The 19,653-nt window shown below is 72.8% G+C and carries 18 protein-coding genes; 11 read left to right on the top strand and 7 right to left on the bottom strand.

Annotated features, from left to right (window positions below; genetic code table 11):
- Positions 1 to 329: 329 nt before the first annotated feature.
- Positions 330 to 1,532 (top strand): sensor histidine kinase, encoded by a 1,203-nt coding sequence (locus ACPA54_RS05670; protein WP_423527401.1) that lies wholly within the window; start codon positions 330 to 332, stop codon positions 1,530 to 1,532.
- Entirely contained in the window at positions 1,529 to 2,200 is a 672-nt protein-coding gene (locus ACPA54_RS05665; RefSeq protein ID WP_423527399.1) for a response regulator, read from the top strand. Before ACPA54_RS05670 ends, ACPA54_RS05665 begins: the two co-directional genes overlap by 4 nt.
- Here the strand turns inward: ACPA54_RS05665 and ACPA54_RS05660 are convergent.
- On the bottom strand, positions 2,167 to 3,546 hold the full coding sequence (locus tag ACPA54_RS05660) for a CynX/NimT family MFS transporter (protein ID WP_423527397.1): 1,380 nt from the start codon (positions 3,544 to 3,546) through the stop codon (positions 2,167 to 2,169). The genes ACPA54_RS05665 and ACPA54_RS05660 overlap by 34 nt on opposite strands.
- 87 nt (positions 3,547 to 3,633) lie before the next feature.
- Here ACPA54_RS05660 and ACPA54_RS05655 point away from each other — a divergent pair, with 87 nt between their 5' ends.
- Positions 3,634 to 4,302: a FadR/GntR family transcriptional regulator gene (locus ACPA54_RS05655; protein WP_423527395.1), complete on the top strand. Its 669-nt coding sequence runs from the start codon at positions 3,634 to 3,636 to the stop codon at positions 4,300 to 4,302.
- Between the two features lie 58 nt (positions 4,303 to 4,360).
- Here ACPA54_RS05655 and ACPA54_RS05650 read toward each other — a convergent pair whose 3' ends face one another.
- From ACPA54_RS05650 to ACPA54_RS05640, 3 genes are all read right to left on the bottom strand, one after another.
- A complete protein-coding gene (locus tag ACPA54_RS05650) occupies positions 4,361 to 5,026 on the bottom strand; it encodes an NAD(P)H-binding protein (protein ID WP_423527393.1) in 666 nt (221 codons plus the stop codon).
- Between the two features lie 91 nt (positions 5,027 to 5,117).
- Positions 5,118 to 7,223: an MMPL family transporter gene (locus ACPA54_RS05645; RefSeq protein WP_423527392.1), complete on the bottom strand. Its 2,106-nt coding sequence runs from the start codon at positions 7,221 to 7,223 to the stop codon at positions 5,118 to 5,120.
- 218 nt (positions 7,224 to 7,441) lie between these two features.
- Complete coding sequence (locus tag ACPA54_RS05640; protein ID WP_423527391.1) at positions 7,442 to 7,750, bottom strand: GNAT family N-acetyltransferase; 309 nt, start codon at positions 7,748 to 7,750, stop codon at positions 7,442 to 7,444.
- Positions 7,751 to 7,958: 208 nt separating this feature from the next.
- On the opposite strand from ACPA54_RS05640, the gene ACPA54_RS05635 reads away from it, so the two are divergent.
- From ACPA54_RS05635 to ACPA54_RS05600, 8 genes are all read left to right on the top strand, one after another.
- The gene (locus ACPA54_RS05635; protein ID WP_423527389.1) at positions 7,959 to 8,636 is read left to right on the top strand and encodes a DedA family protein; all 678 of its coding nucleotides are present in this window, start codon (positions 7,959 to 7,961) and stop codon (positions 8,634 to 8,636) included.
- 1,003 nt (positions 8,637 to 9,639) lie between these two features.
- A complete protein-coding gene (locus tag ACPA54_RS05630) occupies positions 9,640 to 10,668 on the top strand; it encodes an NrtA/SsuA/CpmA family ABC transporter substrate-binding protein (RefSeq protein WP_423527386.1) in 1,029 nt (342 codons plus the stop codon).
- Positions 10,665 to 11,534 (top strand): ABC transporter permease, encoded by an 870-nt coding sequence (locus ACPA54_RS05625; RefSeq protein ID WP_423527385.1) that lies wholly within the window; start codon positions 10,665 to 10,667, stop codon positions 11,532 to 11,534. Before ACPA54_RS05630 ends, ACPA54_RS05625 begins: the two co-directional genes overlap by 4 nt.
- A complete protein-coding gene (locus tag ACPA54_RS05620) occupies positions 11,507 to 12,331 on the top strand; it encodes an ABC transporter ATP-binding protein (RefSeq protein WP_423527383.1) in 825 nt (274 codons plus the stop codon). Before ACPA54_RS05625 ends, ACPA54_RS05620 begins: the two co-directional genes overlap by 28 nt.
- The gene (locus tag ACPA54_RS05615) at positions 12,328 to 13,383 is read left to right on the top strand and encodes an ABC transporter substrate-binding protein (protein ID WP_423527381.1); all 1,056 of its coding nucleotides are present in this window, start codon (positions 12,328 to 12,330) and stop codon (positions 13,381 to 13,383) included. Before ACPA54_RS05620 ends, ACPA54_RS05615 begins: the two co-directional genes overlap by 4 nt.
- Positions 13,380 to 14,477: an LLM class flavin-dependent oxidoreductase gene (locus tag ACPA54_RS05610; protein WP_423527379.1), complete on the top strand. Its 1,098-nt coding sequence runs from the start codon at positions 13,380 to 13,382 to the stop codon at positions 14,475 to 14,477. The genes ACPA54_RS05615 and ACPA54_RS05610 overlap by 4 nt, the downstream gene beginning before the upstream one ends.
- Positions 14,474 to 15,655 (top strand): LLM class flavin-dependent oxidoreductase, encoded by a 1,182-nt coding sequence (locus tag ACPA54_RS05605; protein ID WP_423527377.1) that lies wholly within the window; start codon positions 14,474 to 14,476, stop codon positions 15,653 to 15,655. Before ACPA54_RS05610 ends, ACPA54_RS05605 begins: the two co-directional genes overlap by 4 nt.
- 31 nt (positions 15,656 to 15,686) lie before the next feature.
- Positions 15,687 to 16,424: a class II aldolase/adducin family protein gene (locus ACPA54_RS05600; RefSeq protein ID WP_423527375.1), complete on the top strand. Its 738-nt coding sequence runs from the start codon at positions 15,687 to 15,689 to the stop codon at positions 16,422 to 16,424.
- Positions 16,425 to 16,501: 77 nt separating this feature from the next.
- Here ACPA54_RS05600 and ACPA54_RS05595 read toward each other — a convergent pair whose 3' ends face one another.
- Genes ACPA54_RS05595 through ACPA54_RS05585 form a run of 3 tightly spaced genes read right to left on the bottom strand, consistent with a single transcriptional unit; the run spans position 16,502 to position 19,639 of the window.
- On the bottom strand, positions 16,502 to 17,578 hold the full coding sequence (locus ACPA54_RS05595) for an ABC transporter ATP-binding protein (protein ID WP_423527373.1): 1,077 nt from the start codon (positions 17,576 to 17,578) through the stop codon (positions 16,502 to 16,504).
- Positions 17,575 to 18,597 carry an ABC transporter ATP-binding protein gene (locus ACPA54_RS05590; protein WP_345676579.1) on the bottom strand — a complete coding sequence of 341 codons (1,023 nt, stop codon included), beginning with the start codon at positions 18,595 to 18,597 and terminating at the stop codon, positions 17,575 to 17,577. Before ACPA54_RS05590 ends, ACPA54_RS05595 begins: the two co-directional genes overlap by 4 nt.
- 31 nt (positions 18,598 to 18,628) lie before the next feature.
- A complete protein-coding gene (locus tag ACPA54_RS05585; RefSeq protein WP_423527371.1) occupies positions 18,629 to 19,639 on the bottom strand; it encodes an ABC transporter permease in 1,011 nt (336 codons plus the stop codon).
- Positions 19,640 to 19,653: the final 14 nt, after the last annotated feature.

Raw genomic sequence — 19,653 nt, 5'->3', positions numbered from 1 at the left:
CACCGCACCGACCGCCCGCGCGTCACACACCCGCCGGACGCGGACCCGCCGAACACCGGCCAGGCACCGGCTCGCCCGACACTCTGCCAGCCCTCCCACCTGCGGGTATATGGGTGTCAGCATGCATAGACACCACCCCGCGGCCCGCGGAAGACTGCCTGGCACGATGGACATCCACAGGCCCGGACCGGTCCCGCACGACCACCGCCCGGGCCCGACCGCACAGCGGCCCACCGCGCCGCGGCGCACACCACAGCGGCAGCCGCCGCACCACGGGGAGGACACGGAGGACGACGGTGCGCACACGCACCACCCGAAAGGCCCGACGCGTGACCCTCTTCTGGCGGATCTTCCTGCTCAACGCCGCGGTCCTCGTCACCGCCGCGCTGCTGCTCCTCGGCCCGGTCACGGTCTCCAGCCCGGTCCTCCCCGGGCAAGCCCTCGTCGTCGTCTCCGGACTCGCCGCGATGCTCGTCGTCAACGCCCTGATCCTGCGGTACGCGCTGGCCCCGCTGCGCCGCCTCACCGGCGCGATGAGCACGACCGACCTGCTGCGTCCCGGGGCCCGCACCGCGCTCGGCGGATCCAGCGAAATGGCCGCGCTCGTCGGCGCGTTCAACGCGATGCTCGACCGCCTCGAAGCCGAACGTGCGACCAGTAGCGCCCGCGTCGTCTCCGCCCAGGAGGAAGAACGCCGCCGCGTCGCCCGCGAACTGCACGACGAGGTCGGCCAGGCCCTCACCGTCGTGCTGCTCCAGCTCAAGCACGTGTCCGCGGCCGCCCCGGCCGACCTGCGCGCGGAAATAGCCTCGGCGCAGGAGATCACCCGGGAGAGCCTCGACGAGATACGCCGCATCGCCCGGCACCTGCGCCCCGGCGTCCTGGAAGACCTCGGACTCGGCAGCGCCCTGCGCGCCCTCGCCCACGAGTTCGGCACGTCCGCGCTCACCGTGAGCCACGCCATCGAACCGCAGCTGCCGCCGCTCGGACCGGACGCCGAACTCGCCGTGTACCGGGTCGCGCAGGAAGCCCTCACCAACACGGTCCGGCACTCCGGCGCCGACCGCGCCGTCGTCCGCCTCCACACCGCCGCCACCGCAGTCGGCACTGCAGTCGGCACCGCAAAGGACAGCACCGCAAAGGGCGGCACCGCCAACGCCGAAGCGCACGGCACGACCGTCGAACTGTGCGTCCGCGACAACGGCACCGGCATCGGCACCGCCCCCGAAGGCGCCGGAATCCGCGGCATGCGCGAACGCGCCCTGCTGGCCGGCGCACGCCTCACCGTCACCGCGCTCCCCGACGGCGGCACCGAGATCCGCCTACGCCTCACCGCCGCCCCCCGCGACCCGGCCCCCACGCAAGCCGACCCGCGACCCGACCCCGAAGCTCGCCCAGCCCGTACACAGCCGCAAGCCCGAAAGCAGTCCGAAGCCCACAAGCAGACCCAGGCCCGGTACCAGGCCCAAGCCCAAGCCCAAGCCCAAAAGCAGCCCCCGACCCCCCACACCGCGAAAGGAGCCGCCTCGTGACCCCGGCCGACCCCGCCGTCCGCCCCACCCGCATTCTGCTGGCCGACGACCACGCCCTCGTCCGCCGCGGCGTCCGGCTGATCCTCGACGGCGAACCCGACCTCACCGTCGTCGCCGAGGCCGAGAACGGGGCGGATGCCGTCGCGCAGGCCCGGCGCGGCGGGATCGACCTCGCCGTCCTCGACATCGCGATGCCGCGCACGACGGGGCTGCAAGCCGCCCGGGAACTCTCCCGCGACCTGCCCGACCTGCGCATTTTGATGCTCACCATGTACGACAACGAGCAGTACTTCTTCGAGGCACTGCGCGTCGGCGCAAACGGCTATGTGCCCAAGTCCGTCGCCGACCGCGACCTGGTGGAAGCGTGCCGCGCCGCGATGCGCGACGAACCGTTCGTCTACCCCGGGGTGGTGAGCACGCTCATCCGCACCCACCTCGACCGGGTCCGCGAGGGGCATCCGCCGCCCGACCGCGCGGTGACCCCGCGGGAAGAGGAAGTCCTCAAGCTCGTCGCCGAGGGCCACACGTCACGCGAGATCGCCGCGATGCTGGTGATCAGCGCCAAGACGGTCGAACGGCACCGGGCGAACATCCTGCAGAAGCTCGGCCTGCGCGACCGGCTCGAACTCACCCGCTATGCGATCCGGGCCGGCTTGGTCGAGCCGTAGGACGCCCCGTCCGGGCCCTCGTCCTCGATCTGCCGGTTCCGGCCCGCGGCGACGCCGATCAGGATCTGCGGCACCATCAGGGCCGCCATCAGCGCGATCGGAAGGCCCCAGTCGTCGGTCTTCTGGTAGAGCACGCCGATGAGCAGCGGGCCCGGGATGGAGATCAGGTAGCCGGTGCTCTGGGCGAACGCGGACAGTTTGACGATGCCCGCGGCCGACCGGGCGCGCAGCCCGATCATGGTGATCGCCAGCGGGAACGCGCAGTTCGAGATGCCCAGCAGCAGGGCCCAGGCCCACGCGCCGCCCGCCGGGGCGAAGTACAGGCCCGCGTAGCCGGCCAGGCCGAACGCGCCGAGCAGCACGACCATCGGGCCCTGGTTCGGCATCCGGCTCGCGACGCGCGGGATCACGAACGCGAGCGGCACGCCCATGAACATCGTCACCGCGAGGAGCAGGCCCGCCTGGCCCGCCGACACTCCCGCGTCGCGGAAGATCTGCGGCATCCAGCCCATCGTGATGTAGGCGGCGGTGGCCTGGAACCCGAAGTAGCAGGCCAGCGCCCACGCGGTACGGCTGCGCAGCATGCTCGGCCCGGCAGCGGCCATGGCGTCGGTCTTTCCCCGGTCGGCGGCCGCGGTGCCGCGGGCCGCGCGGGCCAGGGGCAGCCAGGGCACCACGGCGATGATCGCGACGATCGCCCACAGGCCGAGGCCGACCCGCCAACCGCCGCCCACGGCATCGGTCATCGGCACGGTGACCGCGGCGGCCAGCGAGGTGCCGATGGCCATCGCCATCGAGTACAGGCCGGTCATGCTGCCGATCCGGTCCGGATACCAGCGCTTGATGATCACCGGCAGCAGCACGTTCGTCAGCGCGATACCGGCCAGCGACAGCGCGCTCGCGGCGAGGAACGCCGCCGTGTTGCCCGCGAACGGGCGCAGCACCAGCCCGGAGGTGATCGCCGCCATGCCCGCGCACACCACCGCGGCCAGGCCGAACCGGCGGGCCAGCCGCGGCGCGGCAATGCCGAACACGGCGAAGCACAGCGGGGGGACGGAGGTGAGGACGCCGGCGACGGTGCCGCTCATGCCGAGCCCGTCGCGGGTCTCCTCCATGAGCGCGCCGAGGCTGGTGACCGCGGGTCGCAGGTTCAGCGCGGCCAGCACGATCGCGACGGTGAGCACCGGGGTGAACCAGCGCGGCAGGCCGGACGCGGCTGCCGGTCCGGCGTCCGGCGGTCCGGGGCGGGCGTCCGCTCCGGTGGCCTGGCGTCGGGGGCCGGGGGCTTCTTCCGGGTTCTGCGGCGCCGCTTCGCGGCGTATCGCGGAGGTCTCGTGCGGGGACATGCCGTCCATCATAGAATCATGGGATGATTGGTTGTCCACTTCGTTCCGGTCGGTCCGCGGCCGGCGGCGATGTCCGCTAGGAGCGCCATGCCTTTGTCCGCACCGCGCCGTGCCGCGCTCTCCGAACAGGTCGCCGCGCAGCTGCGTGCGCAGATCATGTCGGGGGAGTGGCCGGTGGGCTCGCGTATCCCGACCGAGCCGGAGCTGGTCGAGCAACTGGGGGTGGCCCGCAATACGGTCCGCGAGGCGGTGCGCGCGCTGGCGCACAACGGGCTGCTGGACATCCGGCAGGGGTCCGGCACGTACGTCGTGGCGACGAGCGAGCTGTCGGGGGTGATGCACCGCCGGTTCGCGGGCGCGGACGCCGGGCACATCGCCGAGGTCCGGTCGATGCTGGAGTCGTCGGCGGCCCGGCTTGCCGCGACCCGGCGTACCGCGAAGGACCTGCGTCTGCTGGACACCGCGCTGGCCCGGCGCGACGAGGCGTGGGAGAGCGGCGACGCGGAGGCGTTCGTCACGGCGGACGCGAGCCTGCACATGACGGTCGTCGCGGCCGCGCACAACGACGTCCTGACCGAGCTGTACGCCGACCTGGGCGAGCTGCTGCGCGACTGGCTCCGCGTCGACGTCGGCGCCGACCTGGTGCCGGGCGAGCTGATGGACCACACGCGGCTGGTCGAGGCCATCCGGGCGGGTGACGCGGACGTCGCGGCGGCGGAGGCGGCGTCCTACGTGCACGAGCACGAGCCGGTGTGAGCGGGTCCGGCCCGGGGCGCGGAAGGCCACCCCGGGCCGGCAGCCCGGTCCGCGAGCGTCAGTTGCGTGCCACCGCCGCGACCGCGTCGCGGATCGGCATCGGTCCCGAGCGGAGTTCGAGCGTCAGCCCGGCGGTGCCCGGCGCGGTCAGCAGTTCGGCGATGACCCCGGCGACGTCCGCGCGCGGCACCGAGGCGCGCGGTACGGGCGGCGCCGCGAGGGTCACCGTGCCGGTGCCCGCGTCGTCGGTGAGTCCGCCGGGACGCAGGATGGTCCAGGCCAGGCCGCCGCGCGCCTTGAGGTCGTCCTCGGCCTGCGTCTTCGCGTCGATGTAGGCCGCCCAGACGGGATCGCCGCCCGGGGCCGCGGGGGCACCGGCGCCCATGGAGGAGATCTGCACGAAGCGGCCGGTCCCCGCTTCTTCGCACGCGTCCGCGAGCAGCACCGAGCCGCCCTTGTCGACGGTGTACTTGCGGTCGATCGTGCTGCCCGGCCCCGCCCCCGCGGCGAACACCGCCGCGTCGGCACCTGCCAGGGCCTCCGCGACCGCCGCGCGCGACGCGGTTTCCAAGTCCAGGACCACCGGCGTGGCGCCCGCCGCCTCGATGTCGCCCGACTGCTCGGGTTTGCGGATCAGGCTGAGGACTTCGTCGCCGCGGTCGGCGAGCACGCGGGCGAGCAGGAGGGCGATCTTTCCGTGGCCGCCGGCGATGACGACACGCATGCGCATGTCCTTTCGTTGGGGAATCCTCTCGTGGTTCCCCGGCCGTCGGCCGCCAACCGCGGATCGGGCCGCATGCCGGCGCGTGTGCCCGCTACCGCACCCGACTGGAGTCCGGCGACCCCACCGCCGTCCACGTCGGCTCCTTCGACAGCCGGCTCGGCCACCACATGTGCCGGTCGAGGTCGACGGTGATCGCCGTGACCAGGATCGACCGGACCACCAGCGTGTCGAGCAGCACGCCCAGCGCGACCGCGAACCCGATCTCGGCGAACCCGGTGGCCGGCAGCGTGCCGAGCACCGCGAACGTGCTGGCGAGGATCAGGCCCGCCGACGTGATGACCCCGCCGGTCGCGGCCAATCCGGTGACCGCGCCGTCGCGGGTGCCGCGTCTCGCGGTCTCCTCGCGGACGCGCGTCATCAGGAAGATGTTGTAGTCGATGCCGAGCGCGACCAGGAACACGAACACGAACAGCGGGAACGCCTGGTCCTGGCCGCTGAAGTGGAAGATGTGCGCGAAGACGAACGCGCTGATGCCGAGGGCGGCCGCGTACGACAGCACCACCGTCGCGATCAGCACGAGCGGTGCGACGATCGCGCGCAGCAGCAGGCCGAGGATGATCAGGACGACGCCGAGCACCAGCGGGATGATCACCCGGTTGTCGTGAGCCGCGGCGCGGCCCGCGTCCAGGTTGATCGCGGCGCCGCCGCCGACCTTGGCGTCCGCGTTCGGGACCGCGTGGGCCGCGTCGCGGACCCGGTCGACGGTGTCCTTGGCGGCCTGGCTGTCCGGCCGGTCGGTGGAGACCGCCTGGAAGAACGCGCGGCCGTTCGCGAACGCGGGCGGCGTGGTCGCGGAGATGCCGGGGGTGCCGCGGACCGCGGCTTCGACCGCGGGGATCTGCCCGGCGTTGCCGATGACGGACAGCGGGTCGCCGGTGCCGGCCGGGAAGTGGTCGGCGAGGACCTGCTGGCCGACGACCGAGTCCGGCTTTCCGGTGAAGCTGCCCGCGACGGTGAGGCCATTGGCGTTGAGCGACGTCAGGCCGAGCGCGCACACGCCGAGCGCGAGTCCGGTGGTGATCCAGATGCGGCGCGGACGGCGGGCGATCGACGCGCCGATGTGCGCCCAGCGCCCGGTGCGGGTCGGCTCGGGGGTGCCGTAGGCGGGCTTGACCGGCCAGAAGACCCAGCGGCCCATGACCACCAGCAGGGCGGGCAGCAGGGTGAGCATCGCGGCGAGGGCGACGAGGACGCCGATCGCGCAGACCGGGCCGAGGCCGCTCGTCGAGTTCATCTCCGCGACGGTCAGGCACAGCATCGACACGATGACGGTGGCGCTGCTGGCGAGGATGGCCGGGCCCGCACGGTGCAGGGCTTGCGCCATCGCCTCGTGCCGGTCCTCGTGGCGGCGGAGTTCTTCCCGGTAGCGGGCGGTGAGCAGCAGCGCGTAGTCGGTGCCCGCGCCGAGAACGAGCACGATGAGGATGCCGGCGCTCTGCGCGTTGACGGTCAGCCCGGCGTGCTTGGCGAGCAGGTAGATGACGGCCTGCGAGACGGCGAGCGAGACGCCCGCGGACAGCAGCGGGAAGATCCACAGCACGGGGCTGCGGTAGGTGAGCAGGAGCAGGATCACCACGACGGCGACGGTGGCGGTCAGCAGGGTGCTGTCGATGCCTTCGAACGCCTTGGACTGGTCGGCGCCGACGCCGCCGGGGCCGGTGACGTGGGTGGCCATGCCGAGGTCGCCGGTGTTGGCGACGGACCGCAGTCGGTCGACGGCGGGGGAGAGGTTGTTCCAGCCGCTGGTGCCGATCTCGATCGGGACGACGGTCTGCATCGCCTGGCCGTCCCGCGAGACGACCGGTCCGACGACGGGCCCGACGACGTGCGGGGCGGTCGCGAACGCGGCCGCGTCGCGCTGCGCCTCGGCCTGGTCCTGCGGGGTGATGCCGGACGGCCGCTGGTAGACGACGACGGCGTCGAGGGTCGTGACCGGCTGGAAGGACTTCTGTTCGTCGAGGACTTTCGTCGACTCGGCGTTGCCGGGCAGCCAGCTGGACGCCTGGTTGTCCTCGGCGCCGGACAGTTTGCCGGCGAGCGGGCCCGCGACCACCACGAGGAGGAGCCACAGGACGACGACCGCCCACTTGCTGCGGCGGCCGCACGGGAGTGCTGCCAGGGTTCGCGTCGGACTCATGGGGGGCGTTCCGATCGACCATCGGTGCCGCGGGTGCGTCCGCGGCCGGTTGCTGACGTCGGCGGCCGTGTGGGCCGCCGCATGCCCTGCCCCGAGTCCCCGGGCGGTGGGCGGCGGCGCGGTGCGCCGAGGCCCATCCGCCCAGCATGGCACCGGCGCGCGTACCGCGCAGCCGGGCCCCGTCAGGCCGAGTCCGGCCCGGACACGGCCTGGTACTGCTAGTCCTTGACCGTGCTGGTGCTCTGGTAGACGAGGTCCTGGTACTCGGGATGCTTGGCGATCCAGCCCGAGTAGAACGGGCAGACCGGCAGGATCTTGGTGCCGGCGCGGCGGGCGTCGTCGAGCGAGGCGCGGACGAGGGCGCTGCCGACGCCGCGGCCTTCGAACGCGGGGTCGACCTCGGTGTGCACGAAGGCGATCACGTCGGGCGTGCGCAGGTAGTCGGCGAAGCCGGCGAGGGCGCCGTCCAACCGTGCCTCGTACCGCTTCTTGTCGGGGACGTCGGTCACCTCGGGTGTGTCCGCCATGGCGTGTCCTTTCCTCCGAATGGCTTGACCGTGGTCGGGCCGGATCTCCGGCGGCCCCCAGCGTGCCACCGGCGGGCCCGGGTGCGGGGGAGCGCCGCGTCGGGTTCTCTCTCAGCGGATTCTCAGCGGCCTGTGGGCATGGTGTGTGGTGTGTCGACCGCGTTGCCGCGGCCGGATGCCTCGCCGTACCCCCGAAGGGAACCCCTCCATGCCGCCGTCTGCCGCGGGACTTGCCGTCAATGTCCTGGACGCGGGTTCGCTGCTGTCCGCGTTCGGCGCGCTCGGCATCGCCGTGGTGCTGTTCGCGGAGACCGGCCTGCTGGTCGGGTTCTTCCTGCCGGGCGACTCGCTGCTGTTCACCGCGGGCCTGCTGTGCGTGCCGGGGGCGTCCGGGAACGTCCACCTCTCGCTGTGGCAGGTGCTGGTCGCGGCGGTCGGCGGCGCGCTGCTCGGGGCGCAGGCGGGCTATCTGCTGGGCCGCCGCGGCGGCCGCGCGCTGCTCGACCGGTACAAGAACCCGCGCCTGCACGAGGGTGTCGGCCGGGCCGAAGAGATCCTCGGCAAGTACGGCCACGCGAAAGCCATCGTGCTGGCGCGTTTCGTCCCGGTGGTCCGCACCGTGCTCAACCCGCTCGCGGGCGTGCTCGGCGTCCCGGTCCGCACCTTCACCGTGTGGCAGGTCGCCGGCGGCGTGGTCTGGGCGGTCGGCCTGGTCCTGGCGGGCTACGGGCTCGGCAAGTCGATCCCCAACGTCGACCGCTACCTCCTCCCGCTGGTCGCCGTCGTCGTGGTCGTCTCCCTGCTGCCGCTCGCCTTCGAGCTCCTCCGCTCCCGCCGCCAACGCAACCTCGCGCGCCGCGAACGCAACACCCACCGCGCCACCTGATCCACCGCACGACCCCCAGGCCCCTCCGGCCAGGTCGACCCCCCGCGACCTGGCCGGAGGTTTGTGCCGAGCCGACCGCGAGGGACGCGGCGGACGCCGCTCCGCGCACGACGGACGGGCGTTGCGGCCGGTTTGTGCCGGCCGACCGAGAGGGACGCGGCGGACACCGATCCCCGCACGGCGGACGGGCGTTGCGGCGCAGCGCCGCCCCGACCGCCGCCTGGCAGCCGACCAGGGCACCCGCCCGCGCCCCAGCCCGCCCCGTCCCCGATCCGCTCGACGCGTTTCGCCTCCCGCTCCGCCTGTGTTGGCGTGAGGCAGCGTCGGCCTGAGTCTGCGGCTAGCGCCCGTGCCCCTGTCCATGCCCGTGTCCGTGCCCGCGACCGCTTTGGCCCGAGCCCGCCTCGGCCTGCGCCCGCGGCCCCCGCGCCCCGTCACCCCCGCCCGCGCCCGCGCCCCGCCCCTGCCCACCACCGCCCCGGCCCGCAGCCCGTGCCGCCCGCACGCGCCGTCCGGAACCCCGCCCCCTGCGGTTTCGCGCGGCCTCGTGGGACGCGAATCCCCTGCCCCGAACCGCTTTTCGCGCCGCCTGATAACCCCGTATTGCCGAGTTGTTTCCGGATTCGGGAAAACGGATCCGGAGCCCCGGATTCCGTTGTGGTGCCGCGGCGCGGCTTGTTAAGTTCAACGGGTGTCGAAGAACCCGCTGACCGGCCCCTCCCCGATGGCTCCGTGTCGTAGCGCACTCTGTCCGTGTTGAACCGGCGTTGAACCGGCCTTGATCCGGCCGTGATCCGGTGCTGATCCGGCAGGGGCGCTGGCCCCCGCCGCAGCCACGGCTTTTCTCTCCCCCGTCCGCGCGGACACCTATTCCCGCCGACGGCTTTTCGCAGCAACCGATTCCGCCCGCCGGGCTTCCCGTGCCCGTGGGGCCGACCCGGCGCGCCCGCATACCTGCCCGTGCCCCGCCGCACCCGTATTTCGTTTCCGAGGAGAATTCCCCATGTCCACGACGAAGTTGCGCTGGTTCCGACGCGCCGGAGCCGCGGTCGCCGCGGCCGCGCTCGCCTTCACCGCGACCGCCTGCGGCGGGGATTCGGAGGCGACGGACAACGGCAGCGCGCAGACCGTCCTCAAGCTCATCGACCCGGGCAACGCCGGCGTCCTCGCGTACGCGAAGAAGACCGGCATCCTCGACCGGGAACTCCGCAAGGTCAACGCCCGCGTCGAATGGGGCGGCCACTACGCCTCGTTCACCGCGGCGACCGAGGCGATCCGGGCCGGCGCGGTCAACGTGCAGAGCGGCGCGATCTCGCCCGCGCTCGGCTACCTGTCGTCCACACCCGACATCAAGATCTTCTCGTTCGGCGACCCGGTGACCGACCAACGTGCGGGCGCCGGAGACGGGTTGGTCGTCAAGCCGGACAGCCCGATCAAGAACGTGCAGGACCTCGTCGGCAAGCGGGTCGCGGTGAACCGCGCCGGGCACGGCGAGTACCTGCTGCTGCTCGCGCTGGAACAAGCCGGCGTGCCGGTCGACAAGGTGGAGCGCGTCTACATGCAGCCCGACCAGGCCGCGGGCGCGTTCGCCGCGGGCAAGGTCGACGCGTGGGTCGCGATCGTCGACGCGTTCCCCGAGGCGCTCGCGCAGGGCGCACGGCCGATCTTCCGCGGCCGCGACCTGCCGTCGGACGACCTCGGCATCACCGTCGCGTCGAACAAGGTCCTCGCCGAGAACCCCAAGGCCATCCAGACCTACCTGAAGGTCGTGCAGGACCTCACCGCCGAACTGCGGGCCAACCCCGAGAAGTTCCAGAACGTGTTCGAGGACAAGGGCCCGCGCGCGGCGTCCGGCGCCCGGCTCCAGGACAACGTCGAGACCGCCCGCTACACCAACCCGCCGCGGCTGCCCAAGGCCGAGGACAACGCGAGCATCGAGAAGGTCGCCGCGCTGTTCAAGAAGTACAACGTGCTGCCCAACCCGGTCGACCCTGCCGCCGTCGTCTTCGACTGGTCGAAGGTCCCGGCATGAGCGTCGTGACGAGCCCCCGGCCAGCGAAGGAACGTCCCGGCACCGGCGCGGAGGACACGTCCGGCCTCGTCACCCCCCGGTTCCTGGGCGACCGGCCCCGCAGCCGCTGGACGTCCCTCGCGGTGCGCGCCTTGCTCCCGGTGGGGCTGCTGGCGCTGTGGTGGTGGCTGTCCGCGTCCGGCCGCGTCGACAAAAACGTCCTGGCATCGCCGGGGTCGGTGGTGACGGCGTTCCGCGAACTGTGGGAGACGGGGCAGCTCGCCGACTACACCGAGGCGTCCGCGAAACGCGTGGGTCTGGGCGTGCTGTTCGGGGCGGGCTCGGGACTGCTGCTCGGGCTGGTCAGCGGGTTCTCCCGGCTCGGCGAGGAACTGATTGACACCACGATGCAGATGAAGCGGGTCGTGCCGTTCCTGGCGCTGGTGCCGCTGTTCATCTCGTGGTTCGGCGTCGACGAGACGTTCAAGATCGTGCTGATCGCGGTGTCCGCGTCCGCGCCGATGTACGCGTACACCTACCTCGGCGTCCGCGGTGTCGACCGCAAAGTCGTCGAAGCCGCCCGCGGGTTCGGCCTCACCGGCCCGCGCCTCGCGCTCACCGTCGTGCTGCCCGGCGCACTGCCGAACATCCTCATGGGCCTGCGCATCTCCCTCGGCATCAGCCTGACCGCGCTGATCGCCGCCGAACAGGTCGGCACCACCGAAGGCATCGGCTACCTGGTGTCCCTCGCCCAGCAGTACTACCGCCCGGACTACATGGTCCTGTGCATCGTCCTGTACGCCCTCCTCGGCCTCGCCGTCGACTCCCTGATCCGCCTCGTGGAAAGGACGGCCATGCCATGGCAGCGGCACCTCACGATGCGCTGACCGCCCCCGCCGGCTCCCCGGCCACGAGCCCCGTCGCCGTCCGGCTCCGCGGGGTCGGCAAGACCTACGGCGGCACCAAGAAGACCCCTGCCAAACGCGTCCTCGACGCCGTCGACCTCGACATCCGCCCCGGCGAGTTCGTCGTCCTCCTCGGCCCCAGCGGCACCGGCAAGACGACCCTGCTACGCCTGCTCGCCGGCCTGGAGACCCCCGACGCGGGCTCCGTCCTCGTGCCGCCGCGGCGCACGATCGTCTACCAGGAGCCGCGGCTGGTCCAGACGCTGCGCGTGCTGCCCAACGTCACGCTGGGGCAGCGCCGCGGCGACGCAACCCGCGACGCAGGCCGCACCGCGCTCGCCGAAGTCGGCCTCGCCGACAAGGAACGCAGTTGGCCCGCCACGCTGTCCGGCGGCGAAGCGCAGCGCGTCGCGCTCGCCCGGGCGCTCGTCCGGCAGCCCGAACTCCTGCTCCTCGACGAACCGTTCGCGGCGCTCGACGCACTGACCCGGCTGCACATGCAAGACCTCGTCGGCGACCTGTACGCCCGGCACCGCCCCGCCGTGCTGCTCGTCACCCACGACGTCGACGAAGCGGTACGCCTGGCCGACCGCATCGCCGTGCTCCGCGACGGCCGCTTCGCCGTCGACGTCCGCGTCGACCTCCCCAGGCCCCGGCGCACCGACGACCCGGCGTTCACCGCGCTGCGCCGCCGCCTGCTCGCCGAACTCGGCGTCCACGACCCGGCCCCGCCGGCATCGCAGGCACCGGCCGCACCCGACCCGAAGGAGTCCCGATGACCACGCAGTCCCTCGACACCGTCTGGTACACCCGTTGCCCCGTCCCCACCGCGAGCGGCCTGGCCCTGCACCGCGGCACGCTCGCCGCCGAGTTCACCGGCGACGGGCTCGCGTTCGGAGTGCTGCAGGACGGGCCCGCGGAACTCGCCCGGCACCACTTCGACCACCAGCTCGTCGGCCTGTTCCGGGAAGGCGGAAACGTGCCGGCGCTCGCCGCCCGCTCCGAGGGCGCCCCGAGCCGGCTGATCGGGCTGACGTGGATCGACGAGTGGCAGTCGATCCTGGTCCGTCCCGACTCCGGCATCACCGACGCCGCCGGACTGAAGGGCGCCCGCGTCGCCCTGCCCGCGTGGGCGGACTCCCGCGCCGGCAGCTTCCCCCGCGCGATGGCCCTGCACGGCTTCGCCGGGGCGCTCGCCACCGCCGGGCTCGGCTTGGCCGACGTGCGGTTCGTCGAGGTCGCGAGCGGTACCCGCAGCGGCCCGACCACCGCCCGGTGGCCCGCCCGGCCCGGCACCGGGGAGCCCTGGCCGGGGCTCGACGCGCTGGCCGCGGGCGAGGTGGACGCCGTGTATGTCAAGGGCGCCCGGTCCGCCGAGGACGCCGCCCGGATCGGCGCCGTCGTCGCCGTCGACCTCGACGCCGCGGCCGACCGGCGCTTCCGGGTCAACAACGGCACGCCCCGCCCCATCACCGTCCACGAAGACCTCCTCGCCGAACGCGAAGACCTCGTGGTCCGCTTCCTCGTCCAGACCCTCCGCGCCGCGGACTGGGCGGCCGCCAACCCGGAAGACGTCCGCGGCGTCCTCGCCGCCGAGACCGGTTCCGGCAGCGACGGCGTCGATCGCGCCTACCGGCCCGGCTTCCACACCGCACTGCACCCCGACCTGTCCGAGGAGCGCCGCGAACTGCTGCGCATCCAAAAGGACTTCCTGCTCACACACGGCTTCCTCGCGGCCGATGTCGACCTCGCCGCGTGGACCGCGGACGAGCCGCTCGCCCGGGCCCGCGAGATCGTCGCCGCCGAACACGCCGGGGAGCTGACCGCATGACCCGCACCCACCACGAACCCGAGTACCACTGGACGGTGCCCGTCGCGGGCGACGGCCGCGAGACGAACCCGGCGCACTGGCCGCGCGGCGGCTGGAACCCGGCCGAACAGCGCACCTTCCGGCCCGCGTTCCGCGACGAACGCGGCGACCGGTTCGGCGCGTTCGACTACCTGTCCGCGGTCGGCCGGGCTGCCGACGTCGCCGGGTTCGACGGCGTCACGGTTCCGTACGACCCGGCGGGCGAGGATTCCTGGATCACCGCAGGGACCCTCCTGCGCGAGTCGCGGTGGCTGCGCGTCGGCGCCGAATTCCATCCCGGGTTCGCCACTCCGGTCTATGCCGCCAAGCTGTCCGTCACCCTGCAGCGCTTCACCGACGCGCGCCTCGACTGGCACGTCGTCGTCGACGCGGACGAGACGGCGCAGCGGGCGCTCGGCGACTTCGTGACCGGCGACGACCGGTACGCCCGCGCGGACGAGTTCCTGACCGTCGCGCGCGGCGTGTGGCACGAGCGGGCGTTCAGCTACGAAGGCCGGTTCCACCAGGTCGTCGCCGGCGGGTTCTTCGGCCCGCTGTCCGGCGTGCCGTTCCCGCGCGTGCACCTGACCGGCACCAGCGATGCGGCGCTCGCGCTGTCCGCCAAACACGCCGACGTCCACGTGTTCGCGTTGGACGCGGACCCCGCCGTGCTGGCCGGCCACATCGCCCGGCTGCGTGCCGCGGCCGGCGCGCGCCGCGACGGCATCGGCATCGGGCTGCGCGTGCCGCTGCTGGTCCGGGAGGACGCCAACGAGGCCGCCGAGGCGCTGACCCGGCGCGCGGGGACGGGCGCGGGCACCGGCGCGGGGCTCAGTGCCGCGGACAACGCGGTCGTGTGGCACGGCTTCGACGCGTTCGGACACCGCGACACGGCCGGGCTCGTCGGCTCGTACGACGGCGTCGCGGCCCGCCTCGCCGAGTACCGGGAAACCCTCGGCATCACCCGCTTCTTCCTCGCCGCCCGGCCCGCCGCCGAAGAGGCCTACCGCATCGGCGAACACCTGCTGCCGCGCCTGCACGCGGCCGCGCCCACCCCCGCGAAGGCGAGCGCATGAGCATCGACATCTACTGGCGTATCGGCATGGGCGGCGACAAGGAGTCGCTGCGCCACCCCGACAAGACCCGCGGTGACTGGGACCGCGTCCGCCCCGGCAGCATCGCCCCCGGCCTCCGGCGCGGCGCACCCGACGGCTTCACCTACCTCGACCACATGGCCGACGTCGCCCGTGCCGCCGAACAGGCCGGGTTCTACGGCGGACTCCTGCCGTCCTTCCCGATGACCGACGACCCGTGGGCGAGCGCCGCCGCGCTGGCCCGCGAGACCCGCACCTGGCGGTTCATGATCGCCTTCCAGCCCGGGTTCCTGAACCCCGTGCACGCCGCCCGCATGTCCGCGTCGCTGCAGCGCGCCACCGGCGGCCGCACCGTCTTCAACGTCATCACCGGCGGCGGCGGACCCGCGCAACTGTGGTGGGGCGACAAGGTCGCCCACGACGACCGGTACGCCCGCACCTCCGAGTTCCTCGACGTGCTGCGCGGCGTGTGGGACGGCGGCCCGTTCGACTTCGACGGCCGCTTCTACCGGGTCGAAGGCGGCGGCCTGCCCTCCCCGCTGGCCGCCCAGGACTTCCCGGAGATCTACTTCTCCGGCTCGTCCGCCGCCGCCATCGACGCCGCCGGACGGCACGCCGACTACTACCTGTCCTGGCTCGAACCGTTCGACCAGCTCGCCCGCAAATTCGACGCGGTCCGCGAGCACTGCGCGAAGACCGGCAGCCCGCCGCCCAAGTTCGCGGTCCGCGTCGACGTCCTCGCCCGGGAGACCGAAGCCGCCGCGTGGCGCGAGGTCCGGCGCGGCTGGGAGAACGTCGACGACGCGGCCGCCGACGGCTTCCTCCGCGGCCGCGAAGGCGACTCCGTCGGCGCCGCCCGCACCGGCGGCTTCCTGGCCGGCGCGTCCTTGCGCGACCCCGCCGGATTCACCGTCGCGCCCGGCGTGTGGGGCGGCTTCAGCCTGCTGCGCCCCGGCCCGGCGTTCGGCCTGGTCGGCAGCTACCAGCATGTCGCCGAACGTCTCGACGACCTCATCGCGCTCGGCGTCGACGCGTTCATCCTCGCCGCCACCCCGCACCTCGAAGAGGCCTACCGGATCGGCGAGGAAGTCCTCCCGCTGCTCCGCGGCCCGCACGACCTCACCGCCCCCGACGCGCCCGCGGCGCTGTCCGCGGTCTGACCACCCCCTCCGTTCAGGAAAGGCATCCCCCGTGACCATCACCGCCCCGCAGACCACCACCGAACTCTCGGCCGACGTGCTGGAGTTCGTCGCCAACGCCAAGGCTCAGGCCGAGCACGCCTTCGAGGTCCTCCGCCGCATAGGCACCATCACCGCCAACGGCACCGTCAGCGGCGTCGAGCGGATCCCCGGGCACGACCTCTTCGTGACCCTGACGTACCCGGGGCCGTTCGCCGTCGACCAGAGCGTCACCCCGTCGGTGGTCGGCTTCGACGGCACCGTGCACCTCGGCGACGCCAACGCCGCCCGCGGCTTCGGATTCCAGCGCGTCCTCGCCGCGCACCCGGACATCACCACGGTGATCCACGTGCACTCGCCGTACCTCGGCGCCTGGTCGCAGAGCCACCGGCCGCTGCCGATCCGGTACGTGCCCGTGCAGCGCGACACGCTCGCCCGCGAGATCCCCACGTACATCGACCGGCGCGGCTCGCAGGTCGACTTCATCCTCGAACGGCTGACCGAGGAGATCCCGCCGCCCGCCATCCTCGAAGCCAACGGCGGCGCGACCGTGTGGGGCAGCCGCGGCTTCCTCGCCACCGTCGAGTACATCGTGCTCCTCGAGGAAGGCGCCCAGCTCCAGATCCTCGCCGAATCCCTCGGCGGCTCCCAGGAGTACGGGCCCGGCGTGCTGCGCGAGCAGTGGACCCGGTTCAACGGCGGCGCCCTGGGCAAGCGGGCCGAATCCCTCGGCCTGCTCCCGCAGGAGTAAGCCGCGAGGCTGTCACGAGCCACGGCGGCGGGGCCGGCCCAACCTGCCGGCCCCGCCGTCCTGCCGCCTCCCGGAGGTCATCCGGGCGGAGCCGCCACCGTCCCCGGCACCTGCGCCTCGTCGGGCGCGTGCTCGGGGAAATGGCACGCCACCATGTGCCCGGGTCGCAGCTCCCGCAGCGGCGGCTCCTCGCGGCGGCAGATCTCCCGCGCTTTCCAGCAGCGCGTGTGGAACCGGCACGCGGGCGGCGGGTTCACCGGCGACGGCACGTCGCCGCTCAGCAGGATCCGCTTGGCGCGGTCCCGCCCGCCCGGCTCCGGCACCGGGACCGCGGACATCAGCGCGACGGTGTACGGGTGCATCGGCGCGCCGTACAGCGAATTCCGTCCGCCGACCTCCACGATCTTGCCGAGGTACATCACGGCGACCCGGTCCGACACGTGCCGTACGACGGCCAGGTCGTGCGCGATGATCACGTAGGTCAGCCCCAGCTCCTCCTGCAGGTCGTCGAGCAGGTTGACGATCTGGGCCTGGATCGACACGTCGAGCGCGGACACCGGCTCGTCCGCGACGATCATCTTCGGCCGCAGTGCCAGCGCCCGCGCCACCCCGATGCGCTGCCGCTGGCCGCCGGAGAACTCGTGCGGATAGCGGTTGTAGTGCTCGGGGTTGAGCCCGCACAGCTCCAGCAAGTCCTGCACGGCGCGCTTGACGCCGTTCTCCGTCTTCACCTTCTGCAGGCGGAACGGGGCGCCGACGATCGCGCCGACGGTGTGCCGCGGGTTGAGTGACGAGTACGGGTCCTGGAACACCATCTGCAGGTCGCGGCGCAGCGGCCGTATCGCGCCGCGGCTCAAGTGGGTGATGTCGTGGCCCTCGAACTCGATGCGGCCCGCGGTGGGCTCGTCGAGGCGCATGATCAGGCGGGCGGTGGTGGATTTGCCGCAGCCGGATTCGCCGACGATGCCGAGGGTCTGGCCGGGGGCGACTTCGAAGTCGATGCCGTCGACGGCGCGCACCGCGGCGATCTGGCGCTGCAGGACGCCGTGCCGGATCGGGAAGTGCTTGACGAGTTCGGAGACGCGCAGCAGCGGGCCGTCTCCGTCTCCGTGGGCGGCGGGAGCGGGTTCGGGGGACGAGCGCAGGCTCTTCACAGTTTCGGTGCCACCTCCTCGCGGAACAGCCGGGCGCGGGTTTCCGCGTCCAGGTGGCAGGCCACGCGGTGGTCGGGTTGGCCGGTGTCGCGGAGTTCCGGGACGTCCTCGTAGGAGCGGGTCCCGTTCAGCCGGGCGAACGGGCAGCGGGGGTGGAACGCGCAGCCGCGCGGCAGCCGGATGAGGCTCGGCGGCGCCCCGGCGATCGGCATCAGCCGGTCCTGGATCTCCCGGTCCATGCGCGGCACGGAGCCGAGGAGGCCCCAGGTGTAGGGGTGCTGGGGGGAGTCGAAGACCGCGCGGGCGGGGCCGTTCTCGACGCACTTGCCGGCGTACATGACCAGGACGTCGTCGGCGAGTTCGGCGACCACGCCCAGGTCGTGGGTGATGATGATGACCGCCGAGCCGAACTCCTGCTGGAGGTCCCGGATCAGGTCGAGGATCTGCGCCTGCACGGTCACGTCCAGCGCGGTCGTCGGTTCGTCGGCGATCAGCAGGTCGGGGTCGTTGACCAGCGCCATCGCGATCATCACGCGTTGCCGCATGCCGCCGGAGAACTGGTGCGGATAGTCGTCGGCGCGCTGGTCGGGCTGCGGAATACCGACCCGGCGCAGCATCTCCACGGTGCGGGTGCGCGCTTCGCGGCGGCCGGCTTTGGGGTGGTGGACGTGGTACGCCTCGTCGATCTGCCAGCCGACCGTGTAGAAGGGGTGCAGGGACGTCAGCGGGTCCTGGAAGATCATCGCCATGCGCCGCCCGCGCAGCCGCCGCACGACGTCCGGGTCGGCGGCCACCAGGTCCTGTCCGTCGAGGACGATGCGGCCGGTGACGTCGGCGTGCGAGGTGCGGTGCAGGCCCATCACGGCCAGCGAGGTGACGGATTTCCCGGAGCCGGACTCGCCGACGATGCCGAGCGTGCGGCCCTGCTCGACGGCGAACGACAGGCCGTCCACCGCCCGGACCACGCCGTCTTCGGTCGTGAACGTCACCTTCAGGTCGTCGACTTCGAGGAAGCTCATGGTGCACCGGGTCTTCCGGTCGGGTGGGCGGCTACTTGTAGCGGACGCGCGGGTCGAGGGCCACGTAGAGGATGTCGACCAGCAGGTTCGCCACGACGATGAAGAACGCGGCCAGCGTGGTGACCGCCATGATCTTGGGCAGGTCGTTCTCGTTGATCGCCTGCACGGCGTACTGGCCCACTCCCGGTAGCGAGAAGGCGGTTTCGGTGAGGACCGCGCCGCCGAGGAGCAGCCCGACGTCGAGGCCGAAGATCGTGACGATGGGGGTGAGTGCGGAGCGCAGCCCGTGCCGGACGACGACGCGGCGTTCGCGCAGTCCCTTGGCGCGGGCGGTGCGGATGTAGTCCTCGCCCATCGTCTCCAGCATTCCGGCACGGGTCAGCCGTGCGTAGAGCGCCGAATAGAGGAAGGCAAGGGTCACCCAGGGCAGGACGAGGTTCTTCGCCCACGCCACCGGGTCTTCGGTCAGGGGCACGTAGTGCAGGTTGGGGAAGATCGCCCACTTGTAGCTGAACAGTGCCAGCGATACGAGCGCGGTGAAGAAGATCGGCAGGGACACTCCGGCGAGGGCGATGGTCATCGAGAACCGGTCGAACAGCGAACCGCGGCGTAGTGCCGACAGCACGCCGATGCCGACGCCGGTGACGAGCCAGATCACCGCGGCGCCCACGGCCAGCGAGATGGTGACCGGGAGGCGCTGGGTGATCTGCGGCCATACCGGGAGATGGGTCTTGAACGAGTAGCCGAAGCACGGCACGTCGCAGTGCGAGGCGTCGGGCCCGTAGTGGAAGGTGCGGCCGAAGAAGATGCCGTGGATGAACTGCCAGTACTGGGTGTAGAGCGGCTGGTCGAATCCGAGGTTCTTCTTGACCGCGGCGAGCGCCTCCGGGCTGGGGTCGCGGCCGACGTATTGCGCGGCGAGCTGCGTGCTGTCTTCTCCGGCGAGGCGCGGCACCAGGAAGAAGATCGCGAACGTGATGGCGCTCACGACCGCGAGCAGCAGGATCGCCGCGAATACGCGTCGTATGACGTATGCGGCCACGGCCTTTCACCCGG

This window comes from Uniformispora flossi (genome assembly GCF_049534875.1).
In the GTDB taxonomy this organism is placed as follows: Bacteria; Actinomycetota; Actinomycetes; order Streptomycetales; family Streptomycetaceae; genus Yinghuangia; species Yinghuangia aomiensis.
The sequence above is the reverse complement of the archived record's forward strand: the minus strand, read 5'-3'. Positions and strand labels throughout refer to the sequence as shown.

What these genes read in the sequence shown, in the direction of transcription:
- ACPA54_RS05660 (WP_423527397.1), bottom strand. Translation starts at nt 3,546, where the DNA reads ATGTCCCCGCACGAGACCTCCGCGATACGCCGCGAAGCGGCGCCGCAG.
- ACPA54_RS05655 (WP_423527395.1), top strand. Translation starts at nt 3,634, where the DNA reads ATGCCTTTGTCCGCACCGCGCCGTGCCGCGCTCTCCGAACAGGTCGCC.
- ACPA54_RS05650 (WP_423527393.1), bottom strand. Translation starts at nt 5,026, where the DNA reads ATGCGTGTCGTCATCGCCGGCGGCCACGGAAAGATCGCCCTCCTGCTC.
- ACPA54_RS05645 (WP_423527392.1), bottom strand. Translation starts at nt 7,223, where the DNA reads ATGAGTCCGACGCGAACCCTGGCAGCACTCCCGTGCGGCCGCCGCAGC.
- ACPA54_RS05640 (WP_423527391.1), bottom strand. Translation starts at nt 7,750, where the DNA reads ATGGCGGACACACCCGAGGTGACCGACGTCCCCGACAAGAAGCGGTAC.
- ACPA54_RS05635 (WP_423527389.1), top strand. Translation starts at nt 7,959, where the DNA reads ATGCCGCCGTCTGCCGCGGGACTTGCCGTCAATGTCCTGGACGCGGGT.
- ACPA54_RS05630 (WP_423527386.1), top strand. Translation starts at nt 9,640, where the DNA reads ATGTCCACGACGAAGTTGCGCTGGTTCCGACGCGCCGGAGCCGCGGTC.
- ACPA54_RS05625 (WP_423527385.1), top strand. Translation starts at nt 10,665, where the DNA reads ATGAGCGTCGTGACGAGCCCCCGGCCAGCGAAGGAACGTCCCGGCACC.
- ACPA54_RS05620 (WP_423527383.1), top strand. Translation starts at nt 11,507, where the DNA reads ATGGCAGCGGCACCTCACGATGCGCTGACCGCCCCCGCCGGCTCCCCG.
- ACPA54_RS05615 (WP_423527381.1), top strand. Translation starts at nt 12,328, where the DNA reads ATGACCACGCAGTCCCTCGACACCGTCTGGTACACCCGTTGCCCCGTC.
- ACPA54_RS05610 (WP_423527379.1), top strand. Translation starts at nt 13,380, where the DNA reads ATGACCCGCACCCACCACGAACCCGAGTACCACTGGACGGTGCCCGTC.
- ACPA54_RS05605 (WP_423527377.1), top strand. Translation starts at nt 14,474, where the DNA reads ATGAGCATCGACATCTACTGGCGTATCGGCATGGGCGGCGACAAGGAG.
- ACPA54_RS05590 (WP_345676579.1), bottom strand. Translation starts at nt 18,597, where the DNA reads ATGAGCTTCCTCGAAGTCGACGACCTGAAGGTGACGTTCACGACCGAA.